The following is a 21805-nucleotide window of genomic DNA, read 5'->3' as shown; positions in this document are numbered from 1 at the left end:
GGATCATCATGCCGCGTATGTTTGACCTGATCCTGACCGGGCTCGCGCCCATGGTCTGGGGGACGACCTATATCGTCACCACCGAGATGCTGCCTGCGGGGTATCCCCTGACCCTGGCCGTCTTGCGCGCTTTGCCCGCAGGCCTGTTGTTGCTGGTCGCCTTGCGTCGGCTGCCGGTCGGGCGGCAATGGGGCGAGGCGGCGGTGCTCGGAGCGGTCAATTTCGCCATTTTCTGGGCCTGCCTGTTCGTCGCCGCCTATCGTCTGCCCGGCGGCGTGGCGGCGACAATGGGCTCGCTACAGGCGCTGATCGTCATCGGACTGGCGCGGGTGGTGCTGGACCAGCCGGTGCGGCGTCTGGCGGTGATGGGCGGTATCACGGGCGTGCTGGGCGTGGCGTGTCTGGTCCTGGGGCCAGCCGCAGGTCTTGATCCTCTCGGCGTCGCCGCGGGGCTGGGCGGCGCGGTGTCGATGGCGACGGGCACGGTGTTGAGCCGGAAATGGCGGCGCGACACTCCGCTTCTGACCTTCACCGCCTGGCAACTGGCCGCTGGAGGCATGCTGCTTCTGCCGTTCGCTTTGTTACTAGAACCGGCTTTGCCGCCCCTTGATCGCGAAGCGATTGCGGGATTGCTCTGGCTTGGCCTCATCGGAGCGGCGCTGACCTATGGGCTATGGTTTCACGGCGTTCAGCGTCTTGATCCCGCAGCAGTGTCCACGCTCGGTTTTCTTAGCCCTCTGACGGCGGTGCTGATCGGCTGGCTGCTTTTGGGACAAAGCCTCAGCCCGGTTCAAATGGCGGGCGTGGTTCTGGTGCTGGGCGGGGTCTGGGCCGGAGGGCGAGCTGAGCCTGCGCCTTTGCGCGAGACTGACTGACTAGGTCCGACGCGCTCGGCGGAGCTTTCAGCAAGATTGTCCGAATCTGCACTTTCGTCTCGCGCGCCTGCGTTCCAGACTGAAGGGGTGTCAGGCGGGAGAGCGAAATGCGGATTGTCTTCGGGGTGCTGGTTGGTCTGGGCGTTATCGCCGGGCTGATCTGGGCGGTCGCGTTTCGATGGCCTTCCGAGCTTTCCGGGCAGAGAGCGGCGCCCGCCATCCTGATCGAGAATGCGCGTCTGGTCCCCATGGTCGCGGGCGAGCCTGACGCGCTTGAGGCTCAGGATATTCTCGTGATCGACGGCGTCATCGCCGCGCGCGTCCCTCATGGCGCGCTGGTCGGCGATCCGCGCCTTGAGGGTGCTGAGCGCATTGACGCAGCGGGCCGCACGGTGCTGCCCGGGCTGATCGACGCCCATGTGCATGTCTGGGATGTGCCCGAGCTGGCAGGGTATCTCGCCCATGGCGTCACCAGCGTGCGCAATGTCGCCGGCCTACCGGTGCATTTGCGCTGGGCGGACAGGATCGAGGACGGCGCGCTTTTGGGGCCGACGCTTCTGACCACCGGGCCGATTTTGAACTCGCCGGGTCCGAACGCCCAGCAGAACCATGTTCTGGTGATGACGGGTGAGGAGGCGCGCGCCGCGGTCCGCCGTCAGCATCAGCAGGGCTACCGGCATCTGAAAGTGTATTCAAACCTGACCGAAGACGCCTATCGCGGCGTACTTGAAGAAGCGCGCGCTCTGGGGCTGACGGTGTCGGGCCATACGCCTGAAGGCGTGCGCGAGCCGGGGATTCCGCTGGAGCGCGATTTTCTGATCCCCTTCACGAGCGTGCTCGATGACGGCTTTCTGACCATCGAGCATACCGAATCCATCGTCTGGCACGGCCTGCGCGACCGCCTGAACGCGGACCGCATGCAGCAGCTGGCGCGCGAAATGGCCCAGGCCGGCGTTGTGGTGACACCCACCCTGATCGCCCATGACAATCTGGTGCGGGTGGCGGAGAGCGGCGGCGCCTATCTGGAGCGTCCTGGGGTGGAGACCCTCAATCCGCTCTATGTGCGCATCGATGCCGATGTTTACGCGTATTGGGCGCGTCAGGACCCGGCCGTCCGGGAAGAGGCGCGTCGCCAGTTTTATCGCCAGGCCACCGGCATGATGCATGAGGCGGGCGTGACGCTGATCGCCGGCACGGATGCGGGCATTTTCACCAATCTTCCAGGCCGGTCGATGACGCGCGAGCTGGAATTGCTGGTGATGTCAGGCTTGAGCCCGCATGCGGCGTTGCAGACCGCCACCGCGAATGGCGCGCAGGTTCTGGGGCTGACCGATCGCGGCCGGATCGCGCCGGGATTGCGCGCGGATCTGGTGCTGGTCAGCGGCGATCCGCTCAGCGATGTGACCGTGGTCGAGTTTCCTGACGCGGTGATGGTGAACGGGGTCTGGCTTGATCGCGCCGAGCTTGATGATCTGGAGCGTGCAGCGGGCAAGGGCTCGCTCTTGCGCAGCGTCACAAACGTCCTGCCGATCTTGCTGGGACGGCAATAGGAGCAGTTTGGCGGAATCTGCGTGTTTGCAGGCTTTTCGGATTCCGCGTGCTGGGCGCACTATCAGCCTATGACATATCCTGTTTCTTCTCCGCTCGCCGAGCCGCCGCTCATTCATGTGGTGATGGTGGCGTATCCTGACGCCCATGTGCTGGACATCACCGGCCCCATGGAGGTGCTCTCCGGGGTCAAGCTGTTCAGGGATGGCGGCGTGGGCGGGTATGAGCTGACCCTGGTCGCCGCTGAGACGACCCCGATCCGCACCACATCCGGCCTGTCTCTGGTGCCCGACATGACGTTTGAGCAGGCGCGCGGCAGCGGTTTGCCCATCGATGTTCTGATGATCGCGGGCGGTCATGGAACCCAGGCCGCGCTCAAGGACCGCCGGCTGATGGAGTTTGCGGCCTGGGCGGATCAGCAGGCCAAACGCGTGATTTCGATCTGCACCGGGGCTTTCATCCTGGCGGAGCTGGGGCTTCTGGACGGCAAGCGCGCCGCAACCCATTGGTGGTGGTGCCCCGTGATGGCGAAACGCTATCCGGCGGTCGAGCTGGACGCCGATGCGATCTATGTGCGCGACGGCAAATACTGGACCTCGGCGGGAGTGACCGCAGGCATGGATCTGGCGCTGGCGCTGGTTGAGGCCGACTGGGGGCATGACATGGCGCTCAAAGTGGCGCGCTATAATGTCATGTACATGATGCGTCCGGGCGGGCAGGCCCAGTTTAGCGCCCAGCTGGTCGCGCAGCAGGTGGATGACGGCCCGATCAACCGCACGCTTGAGCACATCCTCTCAAATCTCACCGATGAGCTGAGCGTGGCCGACCTTGCCTCATTGGCCTGCATGTCCGAGCGCAGTTTCGCGCGCAAGTTCAAGCGTGAGACGGGAGAGACCCCTGCCGCTTATGTGGAGCAGGCCCGGCTTCAGGATGCGCGGGTGCGGCTCGAGCAGTCAGACGACACGATTGACCTCATCGCGCTCAAATCAGGCTTTGGCGCTGCCGAGCGCATGCGCCGGGCGTTTCACAAGCATCTGGGGGTGACCGTGCGGTCCTACCGCGAGCGCTTTCGCCCGAACCGGACGGAGGCGGATGCGTGAAATGAGGTTACAGCTCATGGCCATGCGCGACGCGGATCTCCGCCCAGCTATTGGACCAGTCACGCAGGGCGTACAAAACAGGCCCCAACTCTTCAAGGAGCGCGGTGGGCTTGTAGCCTTCGTCCGTGCTTTCCAGCAAAAGCGTGTCTTTCAAAAGCGCTAGGCGCTGGTTGAGCACGGTGGGCGAAATCTCGTCGCACTGGGCCCGCAGCTCGCGAAAGGTCAGCGGGCCGTTGCGCAGCTCCCAGATGATGCGCAGCACCCATTTCTGACCCAACACATCAAACAGAGCCAGCACGGGGCGCGAGGTTTCGGTCAGTTTCGCCACAATCTGTCCTCGAAATGGTCACTTGCGCTACGGAAAGCGTAGCGGTAGTTTTTGCTACATAATATGTAGCGCAGCCCGCCTCGATTGGAAGGGCGGCGTCTACTAGGGGGCCTCGCTCCCGCTGGTTGGTCAACCCTTTCGCCCCACGCCGGAAAACCGGGAGGGCGGAGACTGCAGGAGACGCCGAGATGGCGCACATGGCAGTTCGGGCGTTCATCGCGCCCTTCAACCCGATGTCGTCAGCGCCGCCCGGCGTTGCGCATGCTGTCTTTGGTCCGCTGAGAAACGGCCCGGGCAGCCCACAGACGCTGCGCGGAGTGCGAGCGATCTAAGACCCTGGGCCCGATAGGGGGCCCTTCCTCAGGAGAGAAACATGAAACGTAGTTTGACTGCGCGCACGGCTTTGTGCGCGTTGCGGGACGGGTGCGCCGTTTTGGCGGCAGGCGCCGCAGTGTTGGCGTTAGGAGCCTGCGCGGGCGGCGGCGCGGATTACGCACCGGTCGTGGATGGCCCCCGCTCGGTGGCTTACCAGGCGGACCTTCTAGCCTGTCAGGCATTGGCGCGTGAGCGCGCCTTGATGAACGCCGAAACGCGAACCGACATGGCCATTGGCGCTGGGATCGGCGCGCTTGCCGGACTTGCTGATGATGATGTCACCGATACGGAGGGCGCCCTGGCGGGGGCTCTTGTGGGGGCAACGGTCGGCGGGATCAGCGGTGCGCTCGAAACGCGCGACGAACGCCGTCAGATGGTTGTGGATTGCTTGCGTCTACGAGGGCATCGCGCCATCGGCTGATCACGGACGCAGCTCTGGAAGGCGAGTTTGCCGCCTCGTCTTCCAGAGCGTTCTGAATCGATTGGGTAGACTGCCCCGGATCGGGGGAAAGCGGACGGCGCATCTTGCTCAAAAAGCGGGCCGCTGATACGCAATCCCCATGGCTCATTCCGCAATTATTTCCCCTTCGATTCTCTCGGCTGATTTCGCCCGCCTGGGGGAGGAAGTCAAAACCGTTGACGCCGCCGGCGCCGACTGGATTCATATTGATGTAATGGATGGGCATTTCGTACCGAATTTGACCATCGGGCCGGCTGTGGTGAAAGCCTTGCGGCCCTGGTCCAAAAAGCCGTTCGACGTCCATCTGATGATCTCGCCTGTGGACGCGTACATCGCCGATTTCGTCGACGCTGGCGCCGACATGATCACGGCGCACCCTGAAGCGGGACCGCATTTTCACCGAACGGTTCAGTCGATCAAAAGCCATGGCGTCAAGGCCGGCGCGGCGCTGAACCCCGGCACATCGCTAGATTGCATCGACTATGCGCTGGATGAGCTCGATCTGGTCTTGATCATGAGCGTCAATCCTGGCTTTGGCGGGCAGAGCTTTCTCAGCTCCCAGCTGCGCAAGATCGAAACCCTGCGCAAGACGATCGACCGTCGTGGACTGGATGTGATGATAGAAGTCGATGGCGGGGTGAACCCGCAAACCGCCCAGCAATGCCTGGCCGCCGGAGCCGATGCGCTGGTCGCCGGATCGGCGGTGTTCAAGGGCGGCCCGGAGGCTTACGCCAAGAATATCGCCGCTTTGCGGGGCGCATGAGGCTTTGATGAAACGCCAGCCCAAGACCCGCGAGATCGCCGCCGCCCTGGCGCTGCGCGGACGTCGGGAAATGTCGGACCTTCTGAATGCGGCTCCGCCGTATCGCATGCTGACGCAGAACCAGCGTGCGCCGGAGGCTCTGACCAAGCCCCCCAAGGCCATCGTCAAAGGGGACAAGGCCTATGGCGCGGCCTTGCTGGGCGGCCGCTTCGCCCTGGCGGGCGAGATCGTGGAGATTCCCGAAGAAGACTCGGTCTGGGATCGCACGGCGCCCTCCAAACGCTTCGCGGAAAGCCTGCATCGCTTTGACTGGCTGGCCGACCTGCTCGCGGTGGAAGATCCTGAAGCGCCGTTGATGGCGCGCCGGCTGGCGGATGACTGGCTGACGCGTTTTGGCAAGTGGAACTGGTTCAGCTGGGAGCCGCACATCCTGGAAGGCCGTTTGTGGGCCTGGATGATGGCGAGCGAAACGCTCTTTTCCGCAGGCGACGAGAATACGCCGAAACGGCTGAAATCCGCGGTGCGCCAGACGCTGCGGCTGTCACGTTGCCTGTCCTTGATGCCGCAGGACAAGGCGCGGCTCTTTGCGGCGATCACCTTGCGACTGGCCATGCTGACGCTGGATCTGCCTGCCGGGTTGCAGGCGCGGTCCCAGGCCGCGCTGGATGCGGAGCTGACAGCGCAACTCTTGCCCGATGGCGGCCACGCCAGCCGTAATCCGCGAGTGGCGGCAGATGTTCTGATCGCCCTTGTCGTGCTGGATCAGGCGGCGGACGCCCGCGGCGTCACCTTGTCGGCCGAGGTCAGTCGCGCCATGGACCGGGCGGCGGCCTTTATCCGTTTCTGCCGTTTGCCGAGCGGCGGGCTGTGCGTGTTTCATGGCGGCGATGAAGGCGATTCCCGCGCCATCGAAACGGCGCTCAAGCATGTGGGCGGCGGCGAGGGGCGCGGCTTCAATGTCGCCCCGCACAGCGGATACAATCGGGTGCAAGCGGGCGGCGCTGTGCTGATCATGGATTCGGCGGGGCCGCCGAAAGGTCCGCATTCCGCCGATGTGCACGCCAGTGCGCTAGCGTTTGAATTCGCCGCGCCAGGCGGCCGGTTGGTGGTCAATTGCGGCTGGTCCGAGGATCAGCCCCGCACCTGGCGAGAGGCGGTGCGCGCGACGGCGGCGCATTCGGTTCTGACGCTTGAAGAAACCTCCTCGACACGGCTTCTGGCGCAGGGCTGGCAGCGGTCTCTGCTGGGCCCGCGCGTGGCATCAGGGCCCGAACCTGTGAAGGCCCGGCGCAATGAGGAAGATCTGGGCGTCTGGCTGGAAGCCAGCCATGAAGGCTATCGGCGAGATTTCGGACTGTCGCTGCGCCGCCGCCTTTTTCTGGCGTCCGACGGCGGCGACCTGCGAGGAGAGGACAGCCTGTTCAGACCCGTGGAGGACGGGGCGCCGGACAATCCGGAACTGCGCTACCGGTTCTCCATCCGCTTTCATCTGCACCCCAGTGTTCGCGCATCACTTTCAAGGGATTCCTTGAGCGCACTTCTGGTTGCGGGTAATGGTGATGGATGGCGCTTCCGAACCGATGGCGGTCCGGTGCGTCTGGAACGGTCCGTCTACCTGGCGGCCGGGGGGAAGCCTGAACGTTCGACCCAGCTCGTCGTCTCGGGCGAAGCCGAGCCTTATGGCGCCGGCGAACGCCCTCCTAACCGGGTCAGATGGGCGTTCCAGCGTTTGGGTCGCGTGGGGGCGGCGGGTTAAACATGACGGGCGGATCACAGATCGAATTCGCTGTCGCAGGGGGGAGCCGGCGATATGAGCGATAAACCTGAAGGGGCGGCGGAAGCGCCGTCCGCGATGCGGGGCGTTGCGCTGACGACCAGTCTGGTGCTGCTTTACGATACGCTGGCCGCTGCAGGCGCGATGTTCGCCAGCCTCGTGATCCGATACCATTTCTCTCAGTATAACGAGCCGCCGGGTACGCTTGAATATCTGGCGCCGGCCGTGTTCGCCCCGATCAGCGCCGCCGTGTTCCTGGGGCTAGGCGTGCACCGGGGCTTGTGGCGCCACATGTCCATGCCGGACCTGTTGCCGATCGTTCAGGCGGTTCTGCTGTCTCATCTGATCTTCTTGCCGGTGTTTTTCGTGATGAACCGGCTGGAGGATTTTCCGCGCTCCACCTTCGCGCTGTCCGCGCCTTTGCTCGTCTTCTTGCTGGTGGCGCCGCGCGTGGCGGCGGCGGCGTGGCGTTCGGGCGATTTGCGCTCTTTGGTCCAGCGCGGCGATGAAAGCGCGCCCATGGCGGTGCTTGTCGGCGCCCGGGAGCATCTGGCGGATGTTCTCAAAGCGCATTTGCGCCGCGCATCAGGCCCAAGCTTCAGGTTTCGCGCGCTTGTGGAGACAGAAGGCCAGGCGGGCGGTCGGGCGTTGTACGGCATCCCCATCGAGGGCGGACCGGACAAGCTGACGCGCGCGGTGTTGCGGGTGAAGCGGCTGGCGGGCGATGGCGCGGTGCGCATCGTGCTGGCCGACCCCATGCCTGATGCGACCTTGGTCAATGAAGTGGCGCGCGTTGCCGGACGGACGGGCGTCCAGCTCAGCCGCGCCCGGGGCGGCAATGGCGCGCGGGCGTTCACCTCTGTTGAGGCGTCAGACCTTCTGGCGCGTCCGCCGCGCGCGCTGTCGCGAGACGGGGCCCGGCGCCTGATCGCAGGCAAGCGCGTGCTGGTGACCGGCGCGGGCGGTACGATCGGGTCCGAGCTGGTGCGCCAGGCGGCGGCTTTGCGCCCGGAACGTCTGATCCTGCTCGATTCCGCCGAACCCAATCTCTACGAAATCGACATGGTCTTGCAGACCATGGCGGATGCGCCCAGCTGGCGCTCGGTTCTGGGCGATATCAAGGACCGCAAAGGGCTAGACGTGCTGATGGAAGAGGAGCGCCCCGAAGTCGTGCTCCACGCCGCTGCGCTCAAGCATGTGCCCTTGATGGAGGGCAATGTCTCTGAGACCGTCCGCACCAATCTGATGGGCACCCGCAATGTGGTGGAGGCTGCAGCCGCTGCAGACGTTGAGGCCGTGGTCTCGATCTCGACCGACAAGGCGGTGGATCCCAGCTCGATCATGGGCGCCAGCAAGCGCGCGGTGGAGCTGTATCTGGCCGCCGCCGCCGACAAGGTCGAGCCCATGAAGCTGGCCTCAGTGCGGTTTGGCAATGTTCTGGGCTCGGCGGGCTCGGTGGTGCCCTTGTTCGAGCGCCAGATCGCCGAAGGCGGCCCTGTCACTGTCACCGACAGCGATACGACGCGGTATTTCATGACCGTGGAGGAAGCGGCTGGCCTGGTTCTGGAAGCCGGGGCCCAGGCGGGCGCGGTGGGCCTTTCGGGCGGGGATATTTTCTTGCTCGATATGGGCGAGCCAGTCCTGATCTCACGATTGGCGCGGCAATTGATCCGTTTGCGTGGGCTGGAGCCTGAGCGCGATGTGAAGATCGTTTTCACCGGTTTGCGTCCGGGCGAAAAGCTGCATGAATCGCTGACCCATGCGTTTGAGAACGTGTCTCCAGCCGGCCCGCCGGGCGTGATGCGCATCGAGACGCCGGACCTGGACCTGACGCGGGTTGAGTCCGCGCTGGAACAATTGATCGCCGCGGCGCAACGCCGCGATGACGATCAGGTGCGAAACCGGTTAAATCTGGTGATCGAAGCCGGCTGGCCGGAGGGGGTCACGGCGATCAGTCAGACGCTTCCCGCCGCGCGTGACGCGTGATAATGGGGCCGTCTTCGTTCCTGGCGTAGATTGACGAGCGCCGAATGGGAGGACGTTTCCATGGATGCTTCTGGCCTCGCCCCGCTCAAGCGGGCTCTGATTTCTGTTTCCGACAAGACCGGTCTCGCCGAGCGCGCCGCCAAGCTGGCTGACGCCGGGGTCGAGCTGTTGTCCACGGGCGGCACCTTGCAGGCCCTGCGCGATGCGGGCCTTGAGGCGCGCGACGTCTCCAGCGTCACCGAATATCCTGAGATGATGGATGGCCGGGTGAAAACCCTGCACCCGCGCATTCATGGCGGCCTTCTGGCGCGCCGGGACAACGAGGATGACCTGGCGGCGATGGCCGAACATGGCATTCCCCAGATCGATCTGCTGGTGGTCAATCTTTACCCGTTTGAAGAAACCGCGCGCTCCGGCGCCGATATCGACGCCTGCATCCAGAAAATCGATGTAGGCGGCCCGGCGATGATCCGCGCAGCGGCCAAGAACCACAATCATGTGGCGGTCTGCACCGATATGCGAGACCTCGACAAGGTGCTCGAGGTTATGGCCGAACATCACGGCCAGACGACGCTGGCCATGCGCCGGCATCTGGCGGGCAAGGCGTTCGCCCGCACCGCCGCCTATGACAGCGCGATCGCCGCGCGGTTCGAGCCGGAAGTGGAAAAACCCGCTCATAGCTGGTTCACCATTGGCGGCCCCCGGCTTGAGAAACTGCGCTATGGCGAAAACCCGCACCAGGATGCGGCCCTCTATCAAGCGCCCGAGCAGCGTCCGGGCGTTGTGTCCGCGCGTCAGATTCAGGGCAAGGCGCTGTCTTATAACAACATTGCCGACGCCGACGCGGCGTTTGAACTGGTCAGCGAGTTTGATCCCGAAGAGCGCGCCGCAGCCGTGATCATCAAGCACGCCAACCCGTGCGGCGCAGCAGCGGCGGATGATCTGGCGACCGCTTATGAGCGCGCGTTCGCAGGCGATCCGATTTCAGCGTTTGGCGGCATCGCCGCCTTCAACCGCACGCTCGACGCCAAGACGGCGGATGCCATCACCAAGATCTTCACCGAAGTCGTGATCGCGCCCGACGCCGATGAAGCGGCGCTGGATATCCTGTCGTCCAAAAAGAATGTGCGCGTGCTGCTGACGGGCGCGCTGGCTGATCCGACCCAGGCGGGCTGGACCACCAAGGCGGTGGCCGGCGGCCTGTTGGTGCAGGAACGCGATACCGGTCATGTGCTGGCCGAAGACCTCAAAGTGGTCACCAAGCGCGCGCCTACCGATGAAGAACTCGCCGACCTGCTGTTCGCCTGGCGCGTGGTCAAACACGTGAAGTCCAACGCCATCGTCTTTGCAAAGGGCGGGACGACCGCGGGCGTCGGCATGGGTCAGACGTCTCGCGTGGAAGCAGTGCGCCTCGCCGCCCGCAAAGCCGAGGACGCCGCCAAGGAAAATGGCTGGGACGAGCCGCGTACAACCCATTCGGCCTGTGCGTCAGACGCCTTCTTCCCCTTCCCCGACGGTTTGCTGGAAGCGGCCAAGGCCGGCGCGCGCTGCATCATCCAGCCCGGCGGTTCGGTGCGTGACGAAGAGGTGATCGCCGCCGCCGATGAAGCCGGCCTGGCGATGGTCTTCACCGGGATGCGTCACTTCCGTCACTAGGCGCGATTGACGCTGTGATCTTGGCGTTCGCTCCTGATGGTCTTAGGTCTTGTATCGTGATCATCAGGGGCGAGCCTTCATGGACAAGCTGATCTGGGTTCTGGCGTTGGCGGGCGTGGGCGTGCTGGCGTTCGCACTGTACATCGCCTGGTCTTTGTACCGGCGTTTGCGCGGCCAGCATCTGGCGCGCAAGCCTTTCGCTGATCATGTCGCTTTTCTAGAGCCGTATGTGCGGGTGTCCTATCCGCCAGGCGATGGCCCGTTCCCGGCCGTCGTGTTGTTTCATGGCTGCGGCGGCGTGCGTCAGGTGACGGAAAATTACGCGGCGCTGGCGGTGAAATCCGGCGTCGCTGCGGTGATCGTGGACAGCCTGCGGGCCCGAAACATCTCATATGAAGAGGCGCTGGCTCAGGTCTGCACCGGTCACCGGCTGTGGGGGCGCGAACGGGCGGCGGATGTCTATGCTGCGCTGGAGCTTGTCCGCCAGGACCGCAGGATCGACCCTGCCCGTCTAGCGCTGGCGGGGTGGAGCCATGGCGGTTGGACGCTTCTGGACGCGCTGACGCTGGCGCAGATGAAGCGACCGCCAGACGGGTTGGCGGATGCGCCTGAACATCCGTTTGCGGGCGTGACAGGCGTCTTCCTCGTTTATCCTTATGTCAGCGGGCCGTCTTTGGCGGTGCGCAATGACTGGCTGTCCTCCATTCCGGTTGAAGCGGTTCTGGTGGAACGTGATTCCATGGCCAGCGAAGCGGACGCCTCGGTCGTGTTCATGCGCGCCAGGCAACATGACGCGCCGGTCAGCTGGTCGGTTCTGGGCGGCGTGACCCACGCCTTTGACGAGCCTGACCATCATCCGGACTCAACGCTGCGGTACGACGCCCAGGCGACGCAGGAGACAGAAGGCCGGTTCGTGGATTTCATGCGTCGGCGGCTGAAACTTGGGCTCAACCGTTCAAAAACCGCGTCCTGAAATCCACAATTCGTGCATTTATAACGGTCATGTAACCCTTCAGTGCTGAAGGAACGCTTTGATTTTGCGCTCATCCCGTTAAGGTCTGCGGCGACTTTGTGTTCGGGGAGCGACACCAATGGAACAGTTTTACTCGCTAGTTGACCAGGTCAGCGCGGCGATTTGGGGCGGGCCGATGATCCTGCTCCTGCTTGGCACCGGCCTTTATTTCATGATCCGTTTGCGGCTGCGGCCGCTGCGCCGGCTTTTCCCGGCTTTCGGCGAGTTGTGGGCCGGGCGCAAGGGCGGCGGCGGCGCGGGTGACATCACCCCGTGGCAGGCTTTGTCCACGGCTTTGTCGGGTCAGGTAGGTACGGGCAACCTCGCCGGCGTGGCGACAGCGATCTCTCTGGGCGGCCCGGGCGCCGTGTTCTGGATGTGGATCACGGCGCTTGTCGGCATGGCGGCGGCGTACGCTGAATCCAGCCTGGCGGTGCGCTATCGTGAAACCCACCCAGACGGCCGGGTCCATGGCGGACCGATGTATTACATCAAGAACGGCCTGGGTAAGCCCTGGGGCTTTCTGGCGGTTTTGTTTGCGGTCGGCACGCTGTTCTCCGCCGTCGCGACCGGCAACATGATCCAGTCCAACTCGATCACCCAGGCGATGACGGAAGCGTCTGCGCCATTCTCCAGTTCGATTCCCTGCCAGATCTCTGTGGGTCGCAGCGCGGTCGAAGTGAACGGTGATTTCGGCAACGCTTATGCACCGGCCTGTACGGTTCAGGCGGCGCTTGAATCAGGAGAGTTGGTGACGGTCGAGCGTCTTGGCCAGAGCTTCGAGCTGCCGGCAGAAGCCTTCACGGTGATGATCGCCAACTGGGTGCCGGGCCTGATCCTGGCCATTCTGGTGTTCATCGTGATCATCGGCGGCATCAAGTCCATCGGCTCCTTCGCCGGCAAGGTCGTGCCGTTCATGGCTGTGGTCTATCTGATCAGCGCCCTGTTCATTCTGGCGCTCAATGCTCCGGCCCTTCCGGGCGCGATCGGCATGATCTTCACGGACGCCTTTACCGGCACAGCCGCCACGGGCGGCTTTGTAGGCTCCTCGATCATGATCGCCTTGCGCTTTGGCGTGGAGCGGGGCCTGTTCTCCAATGAGGCAGGTCAGGGCTCCACGGCGATCGCGCACGCAGCCTCGCAAACGGATTCTCCGGTGCGGCAGGGTGAAATCGCCATGTTGGGGACGTTCATCGACACAATCGTGATCTGCACCATGACGGCGCTGGTGATCCTGGTGGTTCAGGGCGCCTATCCGAACGGCGCCGAGACGGTGGGCTTCGCCTGGCAATCGCAACTGGAAGCGTCGGAAGTGACGACCGCGGTGTTCCGTGAAAGTCATATCCCGTTCGGCGGCATCCTGATCGCGGTCTGTCTGACGCTGTTCGCCTTCACCACCATTCTGGGCTGGTCCTACTATGCCGAGCAGGCGCTGACCTATCTGGTCGGCGACTGGGCGACCAAGCCGTTCCGCCTGATGTGGGTGGTGATGGTGTTCTTCGGCGCGCTGCAGCAGGTGGACTTCATCTGGAAGTTCGGCGGGATCGCCAACGCCGCGATGGCGGCGCCAAACCTGATCGCCATACTGCTCTTGTCAGGGGTGGTGATCGCCTACACCAAGAAGGCCGATGAAGAAGGGCAGGGGTCAAACCCGTCCATGACCGGACCTGACAGCAAACCGAGCGAATAATACTCAGCTTGATTTGATGGACTTGAACCCCCGGCGCTTGGCGCCGGGGGTTTTTCTTGAGCCATATTCGAAAAACGGATTAAGCGACGGTCGTGTGTTTCTTTGCGCGCAGCTTCCGGACGCCCCAGAGCAGTGCGAAGCTGAGACCGATCCCGATCAGGTCCGCAACAAGATCAGCGAAGGACGCGGTACGCCCCAAGCCGCTGAGCCCCTGCGCCAACTCAATGGCGGCGCCGAAAGCTGCGAGACCAAGCGCCAGCCGCCACAATGGCCAGAGCGGCCAGCTGGCCCGCGCCAGCAGGGTCAGCATCACGAACGCGCCCATATGCTTGATCTTGTCCGCGCCGAACAGGGTGGGGCTTTCAAAGTGTGCGGGCAAAAGCGCCAGCCCGAAAATGGCGACGCTGGTGATCAGCAAGGCCAGTCTCGCCTGCAAAACACTGAGTTCCATGGCTTGCAGCCTGGAGACGAGGTTCTTACCGTCGCCGTCGTTTTGCACAGGTCCAGAGGCGCTCATGTCCAAACTTCTCAACGATCTCGACCAATTGGCCATTGTGCGCCATGACTGGACGCGCGCCGAGGTCGCCGCCATCCATGATGCGCCGTTTAATGATCTGATCTTCGCCGCGCAAAGCCTGCACCGCCAGGGACATCGCCCCAATACGGTCCAGAAGTCACGCCTGCTTTCGATCAAGACCGGCGGGTGTGCGGAGGATTGCGGCTATTGCAATCAGTCCGCCCATTTCGACACCGGTCTTAAGGCGTCCAAGTTGATGGATCCCGAAGAGGTCGAGAAAAAGGCGCAAGAGGCCAAAGATCAAGGCGCCACCCGGTTTTGCATGGGCGCGGCCTGGCGCGAGCTGAAAGAGCGCGACGAGCCGAAAATCCACGACATGATCCGCCGCGTCAAAGCGATGGGGCTTGAGACCTGCATGACGCTGGGGATGCTGGGCGACGGACAGGCCGAGCGCCTGGCGGCCGCGGGGCTTGATTATTACAATCACAATCTCGACACCTCGCCGGAATACTACAAGCAGATCATCACCACCCGTACCTGGGATGACCGGATCGACACCCTGTCCAAGGTGCGCGCGGCGGGCATGAAGACCTGCTGCGGCGGCATTATCGGCATGGGTGAAAGCAAGGACGACCGCATCGGGCTACTGGCCGAGCTCGCCAGCCTGCCGGTCCACCCTGAAAGCGTGCCGGTCAATCATTTGGTGGATGTGGACGGCACGCCGCTATCGGGTTCTCAGCCGCTCGACGGGCTAGATTTCGTCCGCGCGATCGCCACAGCCCGGATCATCATGCCCAAGAGCGTGGTGCGCCTGTCAGCAGGCCGCGAGACCATGTCGCGTGAACTGCAGGCGCTGTGCTTCCTGGCGGGCGCGGGTTCGATTTTCGTCGGCGATGAACTTTTGACCACGCCGAACCCGGATGAGAACACGGATGCGTCCCTGTTGTCTGATCTCGGGCTGCAAGGCGATCAGGCCGAGCCTTCACCGGCGGGCGCCTGACGCCCGCCCGGCTTATTCCGCGCTCAGCGAATGGCTGCCCGGCAGGTCAAGCTCGGGGGCGGATTGAGAATTGGTGATCCGGGGCAGGTGGCAGGTCACGCGCGTGCCTTCGCCCGGCTCGCTTTCCAGCTCCACCCAGCCGCCATGCAGCCGGATGATGTCGTTGACGAGGGCCAGGCCCAGGCCGGCGCCGCCGCCATCACCGCGTTCAAAGCGTTCGAAGATCTTCGCCTGACGGTCGGGCGCGATGCCGACGCCGTCATCGGCCACCCAGATGGAGACATCTTCGCCGGTGACGTCTGCGCCCACTTCCACCGCGCCGCCAGGGCTGACATGGTCCATGGCGTTGGTGAGCAGGTTGTAGAAGACCTGTTTGAGGCGTTTGGCGTCCGCGCGGACCAGAGAGGCGTCCTGATCCGCGTTCAGGGACAGCTTGATGCCAGAATGCTCGGCGCGTGAGGCGATGAGTTCAGACGATTCCTCGGCCAGGGCGTGCAGGTTCACATCGCCCAGCTCCAGCTCCAGCTGGCCAGCATCAATGGCGGCGATATCCAGAATATCGTCGATCAGCTTGCCTAACTGGCCAGAGGCGGTCTGGATCGCGCCCATATGCTCTTTCTGACGATCTGACAGATCCCCCGCGAAGCCGCCCGCCAGCAGATCCGCATAGCCGTGGATCGTGGTCAGAGGCGTGCGCAGCTGATAGCTCACATGCTCGACAAATTCGGTCTTGATGCGCTCTGAGGCCTCCAGCGCTTCGGCGCGGTCACGCAAGGCGGATTCAATGCGGCGGCTGTCAGTAATATCGTCCCAGGCGATCACGGTCGCGCCATCGGGCAGCGGCCGGGTCAGCCAGGTCAGGACAGAGTTGTCGGCGCGGCGAATTTCACCCGTCATCGCCTTGCGCGATTCCGGGCTGGGATCGGTGATGCGCGCTTTCAGCTGGCCCCAGGCTTCGCTGTTGTCATAAAGCGGCTGGCAGGCGCTGACCACATCGTCAAAATGCACGCCGTCCAGCGTATCGGGATCGAGCTTCCACAGCGTTTCAAAGGCCGCGTTGCGCAGTTTCAGACGCCCGTCCGACCCGAACACTGCGACCGCTTCATGCAGCTTGTCCAGCGTCGCGCGTTGCACCTTGATCTGGGTGTTGTAGCGCGCTTGCAGTGACAGCTGGTCGGTCATGTCTTCGAAAATCACCAGCAGGCCGCCCATGGGGTGACGCTGGCGCGCGACGCGCAAGGTGCGCCCGTCCGGCAAGGCCCAGAGCTCGTCCGGTTCGACTTCCGAGCCCGGAGCCGCTTCATAACGCGCCAGCTCGGCGGTGCGCCATTGGCTGTAATCGGCCTGTTCGGGCAGGCGGCGTTTCTCGCGCAAGCGGTCCAGCAGGACGCCATGGGCCGGACGGTCATTGAGGAAGGCCTCTTCCACATTGAACATCTGGGTGAAGGCCTGATTGTAAAAGACCAGCTTCTTGGCGCGGTCAAAGATCGCGACCGCCTCGGTCATATGGTTCAGCGTCAGGTCATGCGCTTCCCGGAACCGGTTCAGCGCAGCTTTGGCTTCTTCGCCGTCGGTCACGTCCACCGCGAAGCCCGCCACGCCGCCCTGAACGGGATAGCTGGTCACCGACATCACCCGGCGCTGGCCGGCCAGCACCACGCCGCGGGCGCCGGTGCGGGTTTCGGCGGCGCTGAGCACGTCGCGCGCCTGATCGGCCAGGCTGGGCTCCAGCAGCACCTGCCGGTCGATCACTTCAGCCACGTCCTTGGCCTCGACCGCTTTGACATAGGCGGCGTTCACCCAGGTCAGCCGGCCTTTGGCGTCCAGGCGCCAGGCCGGAACCGGATTGCGGCCCATCATGTCCATGAAGCCGATCGGATCGTCGTGACCGATCCCGTCAGGGCTGTGCGCGGCGCCTTCAGCCTGGCGCAGGGCGGTGTCGGTCAGCCAGATCACGAGCTGACGGCCGGCGGGGCGGCCATCCACCTGGACCTGACGACCGGACGGGCCGGACAGGGTCAGGGAAAACGCGGCGCCGTCCGCCATCAAGGCGCGCGCGCGGTCACGAAAACTCGTCGTCTCGCCTGTCGCGGTGCGCGCGGTGAAATCAGAAATGCTGTCCAGGATGTCGGTCGCGATCTGACCGCTGGGGCCGCCAGTCTGGCTCAGCTCGGCGAATTGCAGCAGCGAAGCGAGGGCGGCGGGAGACCCATAGAGCTTGGGAGCGGACCAGTGCTCGGCGTCAGATTGCGGGGCCCCGTTCCAGACCACCACCACGCCCGGATGCGCCGCGAACAGGCTGTCATTGCGTTCGGCGCGGTCTTCTGCGGCGAGGATGCGGTCGCGCCAGAGCTTGCGGGCCTTTCGGGCGCCGGCGGTCAGCCTGTAAGCCCAGACCGAGGACGCCAGAGCAAAAGCGACCGAGCCGCCTGTGACGATGAGAGTGGCCAGTTGTACCGGTTCGGCTGCGGTCATGACGCGCCATATCCCCAATTGCCTGGTGCGCTATCCCGCTGAACACGCGCACACGTGCGAATCACATCTTACCGGAAGGTGAAATGTGATGCGATGGGGAAGGCTGAACGGATTTAGGGTGTTGTCTGGTAGCTTGTGGAGAAGTTGATTTCCTGACGGCAATTCAGTGCGTAACCGGGCGTGCTGCCAGTGGGCCAGGCGAATTGGTAGCCCGACAGGGATTCAGCGGCGTTGAAGATGGCCTCGCGTTTGGCGGAGTTGGTCGTATCGGCGGGATTGCCCGCGAACCGTACATTCACCGCCCGGCCTTCAGGCGTAACGTCAAAGGTCAGGGGCACGGTATAACTGAAGCCTCTGGACTGGTTGGCGTAGGCGATCGCCATCAGGCTTGGGGGGTAGACCAGCTCGGCGCGGCTCTGCCGTCGGAGGTTCGCGGTCTCACAGGGCTGGCTCGGTCCGGAAACCGCTTGCACATACGACGTGCCGCCAAAATCCACCCGGTCCGGTGTCGTGCATGCACCCAGCCCCAGCAGGCATGCGGTCACGATAAGCTGTATTTTCATGATCAATCCCCCCAAATCTCTTAGGGCGGGATATTGCAAAGAAAAAACCCGTTTGGGGAGTCTTTATCGAATGCGTACTTCACCTTGGGTGAATTCAAACAACACCACGCAGCCATAAAGATTTGCGCCCTCGCTCAAGGGGGCGAAGCGCCAGTCTTCCACTGCGCGGCGGGCTTCGCGGTCAAAACTGCCGCCGGGCACGCCGCGCGCGACGGACACGTTTTCGGTCTCGCCGGCTTGAATGACGTCAAACTGGACAATGGACCAGCCTTGCAGCCCGCGCGACCAGCCGCGCGCCGGATAGGCGGGCAGGCTGGCGTCGATGGCGCGCAAGGGTTCGCCCGCGCACTGATCCGAACTCGCCGCGCGCTCCACATTGGGCGGGATCGGCATGTCGGAGGTGGCGATAAAGGGCTGGGATCGCGGATCTGCCAGCGGGTTCAGATCCGGGCTCGAACCGCACGCGGCGAGCGAGAGCGACAGGACGAGAAGGGTCGGGATGATTATCAGGCGCATGGCGCGCACAGTGTGCGCAGATGCGCGCTAGGGCAAGGCGGGCACATGAAAAACCCCGCCGGATCATTCCGGCGGGGCTTCTCGTCTTTAGGAGTAACTAGCGCCTAGTAGCGATAGTGCTCGGCCTTGAACGGGCCTTTCTGCTCGACGCCGATATACTCGGCCTGCTCGGTGGACAGCTCGCTGAGATTGGCGCCCAGCTTTTCAAGGTGCAGGGCGGCGACTTTCTCGTCGAGATGCTTGGGCAGGATGTAGACCTGGTTCTCGTACTGATCGCCGCGGGTCCACAGCTCGATCTGGGCCAGCACCTGGTTGGTGAAGCTGGCGGACATCACGAAGCTGGGGTGGCCGTTGGCGTTGCCCAGATTCACCAGGCGGCCTTCGGACAGCAGGATGATCTTGTTGCCGTCGGGGAATTCGACCAGATCGACCTGCGGTTTGACGTTGGTCCACTGGAAGTTCTTCAGCGCCTCGACCTGAATCTCGTTGTCGAAGTGGCCGATATTACACACGATCGCCATGTGCTTCATGGTGCGCATGTGGTCGACGGTGACGACGTCCTTGTTGCCGGTGGCGGTGACGACGATGTCGATATCGTTGATCACGTCTTCGAGGCGAACCACGGCGAAGCCGTCCATGGACGCTTGCAGGGCGCAGATCGGGTCGATCTCGGTGACCGACACGCGGGCGCCGGCGTTGCGCAGGGATTCAGCGGACCCTTTGCCCACATCGCCATAACCGCAGACGACGGCGGTCTTGCCGGCCATCATCAAATCGGTGCCGCGGCGGATAGCGTCCACCAGGCTTTCACGGCAGCCGTAACGGTTGTCGAATTTCGACTTGGTCACAGAGTCGTTGACGTTGATCGCCGGGAAGGCCAGCTCGCCCTTCTTGGCGAGTTGATACAGGCGCATCACGCCGGTGGTGGTCTCTTCAGACACGCCCTTGATAGCGGCCTTGGCCTTGGCGAACCAGCCCGGCGACAGCTTGATGCGGTTGCGGATGGTCTGGAACAGGAAGGATTCCTCTTCCGATTTCGGCTCGCCCAGGAAGTTCGGGTCGGCTTCGGCTTTTTCGCCCAGCTGCAGGTACATGGTGGCGTCGCCGCCATCGTCCAGGATCATGTTGGCGGTTTCGCCGTTCGGCCAATGGAAGATGGCGTCGGCATATTCCCAGTATTCTTCCAGCGTTTCGCCTTTATAGGCGAAAACCGGAATGCCGCGCTCGGCGATGGCGGCGGCGGCGTGGTCCTGGGTGGAGAAGATGTTGCACGAGGCCCAGCGCACGTCCGCGCCCAGCTCAACGAGCGTTTCGATCAGCACCGCGGTCTGGATGGTCATGTGCAGAGAACCGGCGATGCGCGCGCCCGCCAGAGGCTTCTTGCCTTTGTATTCTTCGCGCAGGGCCATCAGGCCGGGCATTTCAATCTCGGCCATCTCGATCTCCAGCCGGCCCCAGCGAGCCAGCGAGAGGTCTTTGACATAGCGATCGTCGCCGGTGTTGGCGGCATTGAGCAGGGTCATGGGAAGGCGCCTTGTTTTTGACTTCGAACAGGTCAGAGCCTGATGGTTCCATTTGGGACAGCGCACCTCTTAACACGCGTCCCAAAACGGGCAAACCATCTGGCGTATTGAACATGAATCGGCAGGAAAAACCCCCGACTTCTTAAAAAGGTCCTAAATCTGTATAAACTTTATGGTAAGATTTTTGCTCAGGACCCGTGATATGGGTTCATGCGGCATGGCCGCAGGAGACGCCGAGGGGCGGCGGACCTGTGCGACGGACTGAGGGGACTGTTGAAATGGCGAATTTGCCGACCGCTTATGCGAGCCAGCATTTTGGACGTAAGACGCTGGATTTCTACGCCGCCGCCGGTGAGGTGAGCGGGTCCGATCCGCGCGCCCGCGCCGATGAGCACAGCCTGACCGATTATGACGGCGCCAAACATACTGTGCGCGTCATGGATCGTGATTTCGCGCTTGAGGCCGGAGATCAGGCGTCTGTTCTGCGCATGCAGACCGGGCCGTCCCGGCGTTCACGGCCGGTCGCCGTGGTCAATCATACCCGTCAGGGCTGGTCGCGCACCCATCCCGGCGCCAGCGCCATGCTGTCTCGCGCCGGCGTCGCCCGCAACGTCAACTGGTTCCTGACGGTTCTGCTGTTCGCGCTCGCCGCCATGGTGATGGTCTGGCCGTATCTGCGCACCTTCCTCGTGGAAGTGGACCCCAGCCTGTTTGGCGTCGCGCCCTCTTTCAATATCTTTGCGCTGGCGCTTGGCGCTCTGCCTGATCTGGGCAATTGGAGCTTTTCGCAAACAGTCAGCCCGGTCAGCGCGCTTATTGCGCAGTCTGTCCCGTCCATGGCGGAGCAGGCCGATCAGATTGTCTTTTACGCTTTGTCTGGTCTGGGGGCGCTGGTGGTGTTCGCAACGCGCTCCTGGCGGTTGCTCTGGGCGCCGCTGTTTGTGGGATTGGTCGCCGCGGCGGCTCTGGGGCTGGGCGGGCTCGAGGCCGCAGCGGGATACGCCGTCATCGCTTATGGCGTTTCCGCCGTCATCTTCATGATTGGCGGGGTGATCAACCGTATTCGCGACGCTGCGCGGCTTGAGCGGCGCATTGCGCTTCTGGCCGATCATCTTCAGCGTCATGCGCCGGAAGAGACCATCGCACGCACGGAAGAGCCCGAAGTCGAGCCCGAAGTGGCGGAAGAAGTCACCGAAGAGGCCGCAGAGGACACGGCTGCGATGAGTGCGGTCGCGGCCCCGGTCAGCGCGGCGCTGAGTGAAACCGGTGAAGAGACCCGGATGGAGACCGCTGATGAGCCGGCTCAAGGCTCGTCTGAAGATGATGCGGGCGCCGTAGACGTGGAGCCTGAGATTCAGGCTGAAGCGGCTCAGACTGATGAAGCGCCGACCTTGGAAGAGGGCGCGGAGTCCTCCACTGACGATCAAGAGGACGTCGTCAATGCGACGCAGACGGCTTCAGAGACCGTGGATGAAGACCTTGAGGTCACGCACGAGCCTCAGTCTGAGGCTGAGCCGCAAGACGAGGTCGTAAGCTCGGATATGAAAGAGGCCGAGCCGGCGCTTTCAGAGGGCGACGCGATTGATGAGGGTTCTGTGGCCGAAGCGCCGGCTGCAGATGAGACGGATGTTGGCGCGGAAGAAG

The 21805-nt window shown here is 63.7% G+C and carries 17 protein-coding genes and 1 pseudogene; 12 read left to right on the top strand and 6 right to left on the bottom strand.

Annotated features, from left to right (window positions below):
* The first annotated feature begins 8 nt into the window (after nucleotides 1-8).
* The 3 genes from B3M53_RS09415 to B3M53_RS09405 all read left to right on the top strand — a co-directional run bounded on the left by B3M53_RS09415 (nucleotide 9) and on the right by B3M53_RS09405 (nucleotide 3523).
* Complete coding sequence (locus tag B3M53_RS09415) at nucleotides 9-875, top strand: EamA family transporter (RefSeq protein WP_160093075.1); 867 nt, start codon at nucleotides 9-11, stop codon at nucleotides 873-875.
* A gap of 107 nt (nucleotides 876-982) precedes the next feature.
* Nucleotides 983-2425: an amidohydrolase family protein gene (locus B3M53_RS09410; RefSeq protein WP_286800203.1), complete on the top strand. Its 1443-nt coding sequence runs from the start codon at nucleotides 983-985 to the stop codon at nucleotides 2423-2425.
* Between the two features lie 69 nt (nucleotides 2426-2494).
* Nucleotides 2495-3523, top strand: coding sequence for a GlxA family transcriptional regulator (locus B3M53_RS09405; RefSeq protein WP_273143847.1), 1029 nt, complete (start codon nucleotides 2495-2497; stop codon nucleotides 3521-3523).
* Between the two features lie 7 nt (nucleotides 3524-3530).
* Here B3M53_RS09405 and B3M53_RS09400 read toward each other — a convergent pair whose 3' ends face one another.
* Nucleotides 3531-3851, bottom strand: coding sequence for a winged helix-turn-helix transcriptional regulator (locus tag B3M53_RS09400; protein ID WP_273143845.1), 321 nt, complete (start codon nucleotides 3849-3851; stop codon nucleotides 3531-3533).
* A gap of 373 nt (nucleotides 3852-4224) precedes the next feature.
* Between B3M53_RS09400 and B3M53_RS09395 the strand changes: the two genes are divergently transcribed.
* From B3M53_RS09395 to B3M53_RS09365, 7 genes are all read left to right on the top strand, one after another.
* Complete coding sequence (locus B3M53_RS09395; RefSeq protein WP_286800201.1) at nucleotides 4225-4647, top strand: glycine zipper family protein; 423 nt, start codon at nucleotides 4225-4227, stop codon at nucleotides 4645-4647.
* A gap of 139 nt (nucleotides 4648-4786) precedes the next feature.
* Entirely contained in the window at nucleotides 4787-5449 is a 663-nt protein-coding gene (rpe, locus tag B3M53_RS09390; RefSeq protein ID WP_022701078.1) for a ribulose-phosphate 3-epimerase, read from the top strand.
* A 7-nt stretch (nucleotides 5450-5456) separates the two neighbouring features.
* Complete coding sequence (locus B3M53_RS09385) at nucleotides 5457-7205, top strand: heparinase II/III family protein (RefSeq protein WP_286800199.1); 1749 nt, start codon at nucleotides 5457-5459, stop codon at nucleotides 7203-7205.
* A 54-nt stretch (nucleotides 7206-7259) separates the two neighbouring features.
* Nucleotides 7260-9209 (top strand): polysaccharide biosynthesis protein, encoded by a 1950-nt coding sequence (locus tag B3M53_RS09380; protein WP_022701080.1) that lies wholly within the window; start codon nucleotides 7260-7262, stop codon nucleotides 9207-9209.
* Between the two features lie 60 nt (nucleotides 9210-9269).
* Complete coding sequence (purH, locus tag B3M53_RS09375) at nucleotides 9270-10865, top strand: bifunctional phosphoribosylaminoimidazolecarboxamide formyltransferase/IMP cyclohydrolase (protein ID WP_022701081.1); 1596 nt, start codon at nucleotides 9270-9272, stop codon at nucleotides 10863-10865.
* Between the two features lie 79 nt (nucleotides 10866-10944).
* A complete protein-coding gene (locus B3M53_RS09370) occupies nucleotides 10945-11838 on the top strand; it encodes a dienelactone hydrolase family protein (protein ID WP_160093078.1) in 894 nt (297 codons plus the stop codon).
* 118 nt (nucleotides 11839-11956) lie between these two features.
* A complete protein-coding gene (locus B3M53_RS09365) occupies nucleotides 11957-13567 on the top strand; it encodes an alanine/glycine:cation symporter family protein (RefSeq protein WP_022701083.1) in 1611 nt (536 codons plus the stop codon).
* Nucleotides 13568-13646: 79 nt separating this feature from the next.
* Here the strand turns inward: B3M53_RS09365 and B3M53_RS09360 are convergent, their stop codons facing one another.
* Nucleotides 13647-14084, bottom strand: coding sequence for a hypothetical protein (locus B3M53_RS09360; RefSeq protein WP_160093079.1), 438 nt, complete (start codon nucleotides 14082-14084; stop codon nucleotides 13647-13649).
* Here B3M53_RS09360 and bioB point away from each other — a divergent pair.
* On the top strand, nucleotides 14083-15084 hold the full coding sequence (bioB, locus tag B3M53_RS09355) for a biotin synthase BioB (protein WP_286800196.1): 1002 nt from the start codon (nucleotides 14083-14085) through the stop codon (nucleotides 15082-15084). The two genes, B3M53_RS09360 and bioB, sit on opposite strands and share 2 nt — an antisense overlap.
* A gap of 12 nt (nucleotides 15085-15096) precedes the next feature.
* Here the strand turns inward: bioB and B3M53_RS09350 are convergent, their stop codons facing one another.
* The 4 genes from B3M53_RS09350 to ahcY all read right to left on the bottom strand — a co-directional run bounded on the left by B3M53_RS09350 (nucleotide 15097) and on the right by ahcY (nucleotide 20161).
* Entirely contained in the window at nucleotides 15097-17559 is a 2463-nt protein-coding gene (locus B3M53_RS09350; protein ID WP_286800193.1) for a sensor histidine kinase, read from the bottom strand.
* Between the two features lie 113 nt (nucleotides 17560-17672).
* A complete protein-coding gene (locus B3M53_RS09345; protein ID WP_286800190.1) occupies nucleotides 17673-18122 on the bottom strand; it encodes a hypothetical protein in 450 nt (149 codons plus the stop codon).
* 63 nt (nucleotides 18123-18185) lie between these two features.
* Nucleotides 18186-18638 (bottom strand): energy transducer TonB, encoded by a 453-nt coding sequence (locus B3M53_RS09340; protein WP_286800189.1) that lies wholly within the window; start codon nucleotides 18636-18638, stop codon nucleotides 18186-18188.
* A 104-nt stretch (nucleotides 18639-18742) separates the two neighbouring features.
* Nucleotides 18743-20161 (bottom strand): adenosylhomocysteinase, encoded by a 1419-nt coding sequence (gene ahcY, locus B3M53_RS09335; protein WP_022701090.1) that lies wholly within the window; start codon nucleotides 20159-20161, stop codon nucleotides 18743-18745.
* Nucleotides 20162-20439: 278 nt separating this feature from the next.
* On the opposite strand from ahcY, the pseudogene B3M53_RS09330 reads away from it, so the two are divergent.
* A pseudogene (locus tag B3M53_RS09330) lies at nucleotides 20440-21805 on the top strand (hypothetical protein); the annotation flags it as partial.

Origin of the sequence: Oceanicaulis sp. UBA2681 (genome assembly GCF_002354675.1) — a bacterium.
Classification (GTDB): domain Bacteria; phylum Pseudomonadota; class Alphaproteobacteria; order Caulobacterales; family Maricaulaceae; genus Oceanicaulis; species Oceanicaulis alexandrii.
This window is presented reverse-complemented; position numbering and strand designations above follow the sequence as displayed.

Bases quoted from the DNA above. Each gene is read 5' to 3' on its own strand.
- B3M53_RS09415 (WP_160093075.1), top strand. From the start codon at position 9: ATGCCGCGTATGTTTGACCTGATCCTGACCGGGCTCGCGCCCATGGTC.
- B3M53_RS09410 (WP_286800203.1), top strand. From the start codon at position 983: ATGCGGATTGTCTTCGGGGTGCTGGTTGGTCTGGGCGTTATCGCCGGG.
- B3M53_RS09405 (WP_273143847.1), top strand. From the start codon at position 2,495: ATGACATATCCTGTTTCTTCTCCGCTCGCCGAGCCGCCGCTCATTCAT.
- B3M53_RS09395 (WP_286800201.1), top strand. From the start codon at position 4,225: ATGAAACGTAGTTTGACTGCGCGCACGGCTTTGTGCGCGTTGCGGGAC.
- rpe (WP_022701078.1), top strand. From the start codon at position 4,787: ATGGCTCATTCCGCAATTATTTCCCCTTCGATTCTCTCGGCTGATTTC.
- B3M53_RS09385 (WP_286800199.1), top strand. From the start codon at position 5,457: ATGAAACGCCAGCCCAAGACCCGCGAGATCGCCGCCGCCCTGGCGCTG.
- B3M53_RS09380 (WP_022701080.1), top strand. From the start codon at position 7,260: ATGAGCGATAAACCTGAAGGGGCGGCGGAAGCGCCGTCCGCGATGCGG.
- purH (WP_022701081.1), top strand. From the start codon at position 9,270: ATGGATGCTTCTGGCCTCGCCCCGCTCAAGCGGGCTCTGATTTCTGTT.
- B3M53_RS09370 (WP_160093078.1), top strand. From the start codon at position 10,945: ATGGACAAGCTGATCTGGGTTCTGGCGTTGGCGGGCGTGGGCGTGCTG.
- B3M53_RS09365 (WP_022701083.1), top strand. From the start codon at position 11,957: ATGGAACAGTTTTACTCGCTAGTTGACCAGGTCAGCGCGGCGATTTGG.
- bioB (WP_286800196.1), top strand. From the start codon at position 14,083: ATGTCCAAACTTCTCAACGATCTCGACCAATTGGCCATTGTGCGCCAT.
- B3M53_RS09360 (WP_160093079.1), bottom strand. From the start codon at position 14,084: ATGAGCGCCTCTGGACCTGTGCAAAACGACGGCGACGGTAAGAACCTC.
- B3M53_RS09350 (WP_286800193.1), bottom strand. From the start codon at position 17,559: ATGACCGCAGCCGAACCGGTACAACTGGCCACTCTCATCGTCACAGGC.
- B3M53_RS09345 (WP_286800190.1), bottom strand. From the start codon at position 18,122: ATGAAAATACAGCTTATCGTGACCGCATGCCTGCTGGGGCTGGGTGCA.
- B3M53_RS09340 (WP_286800189.1), bottom strand. From the start codon at position 18,638: ATGCGCCTGATAATCATCCCGACCCTTCTCGTCCTGTCGCTCTCGCTC.
- ahcY (WP_022701090.1), bottom strand. From the start codon at position 20,161: ATGACCCTGCTCAATGCCGCCAACACCGGCGACGATCGCTATGTCAAA.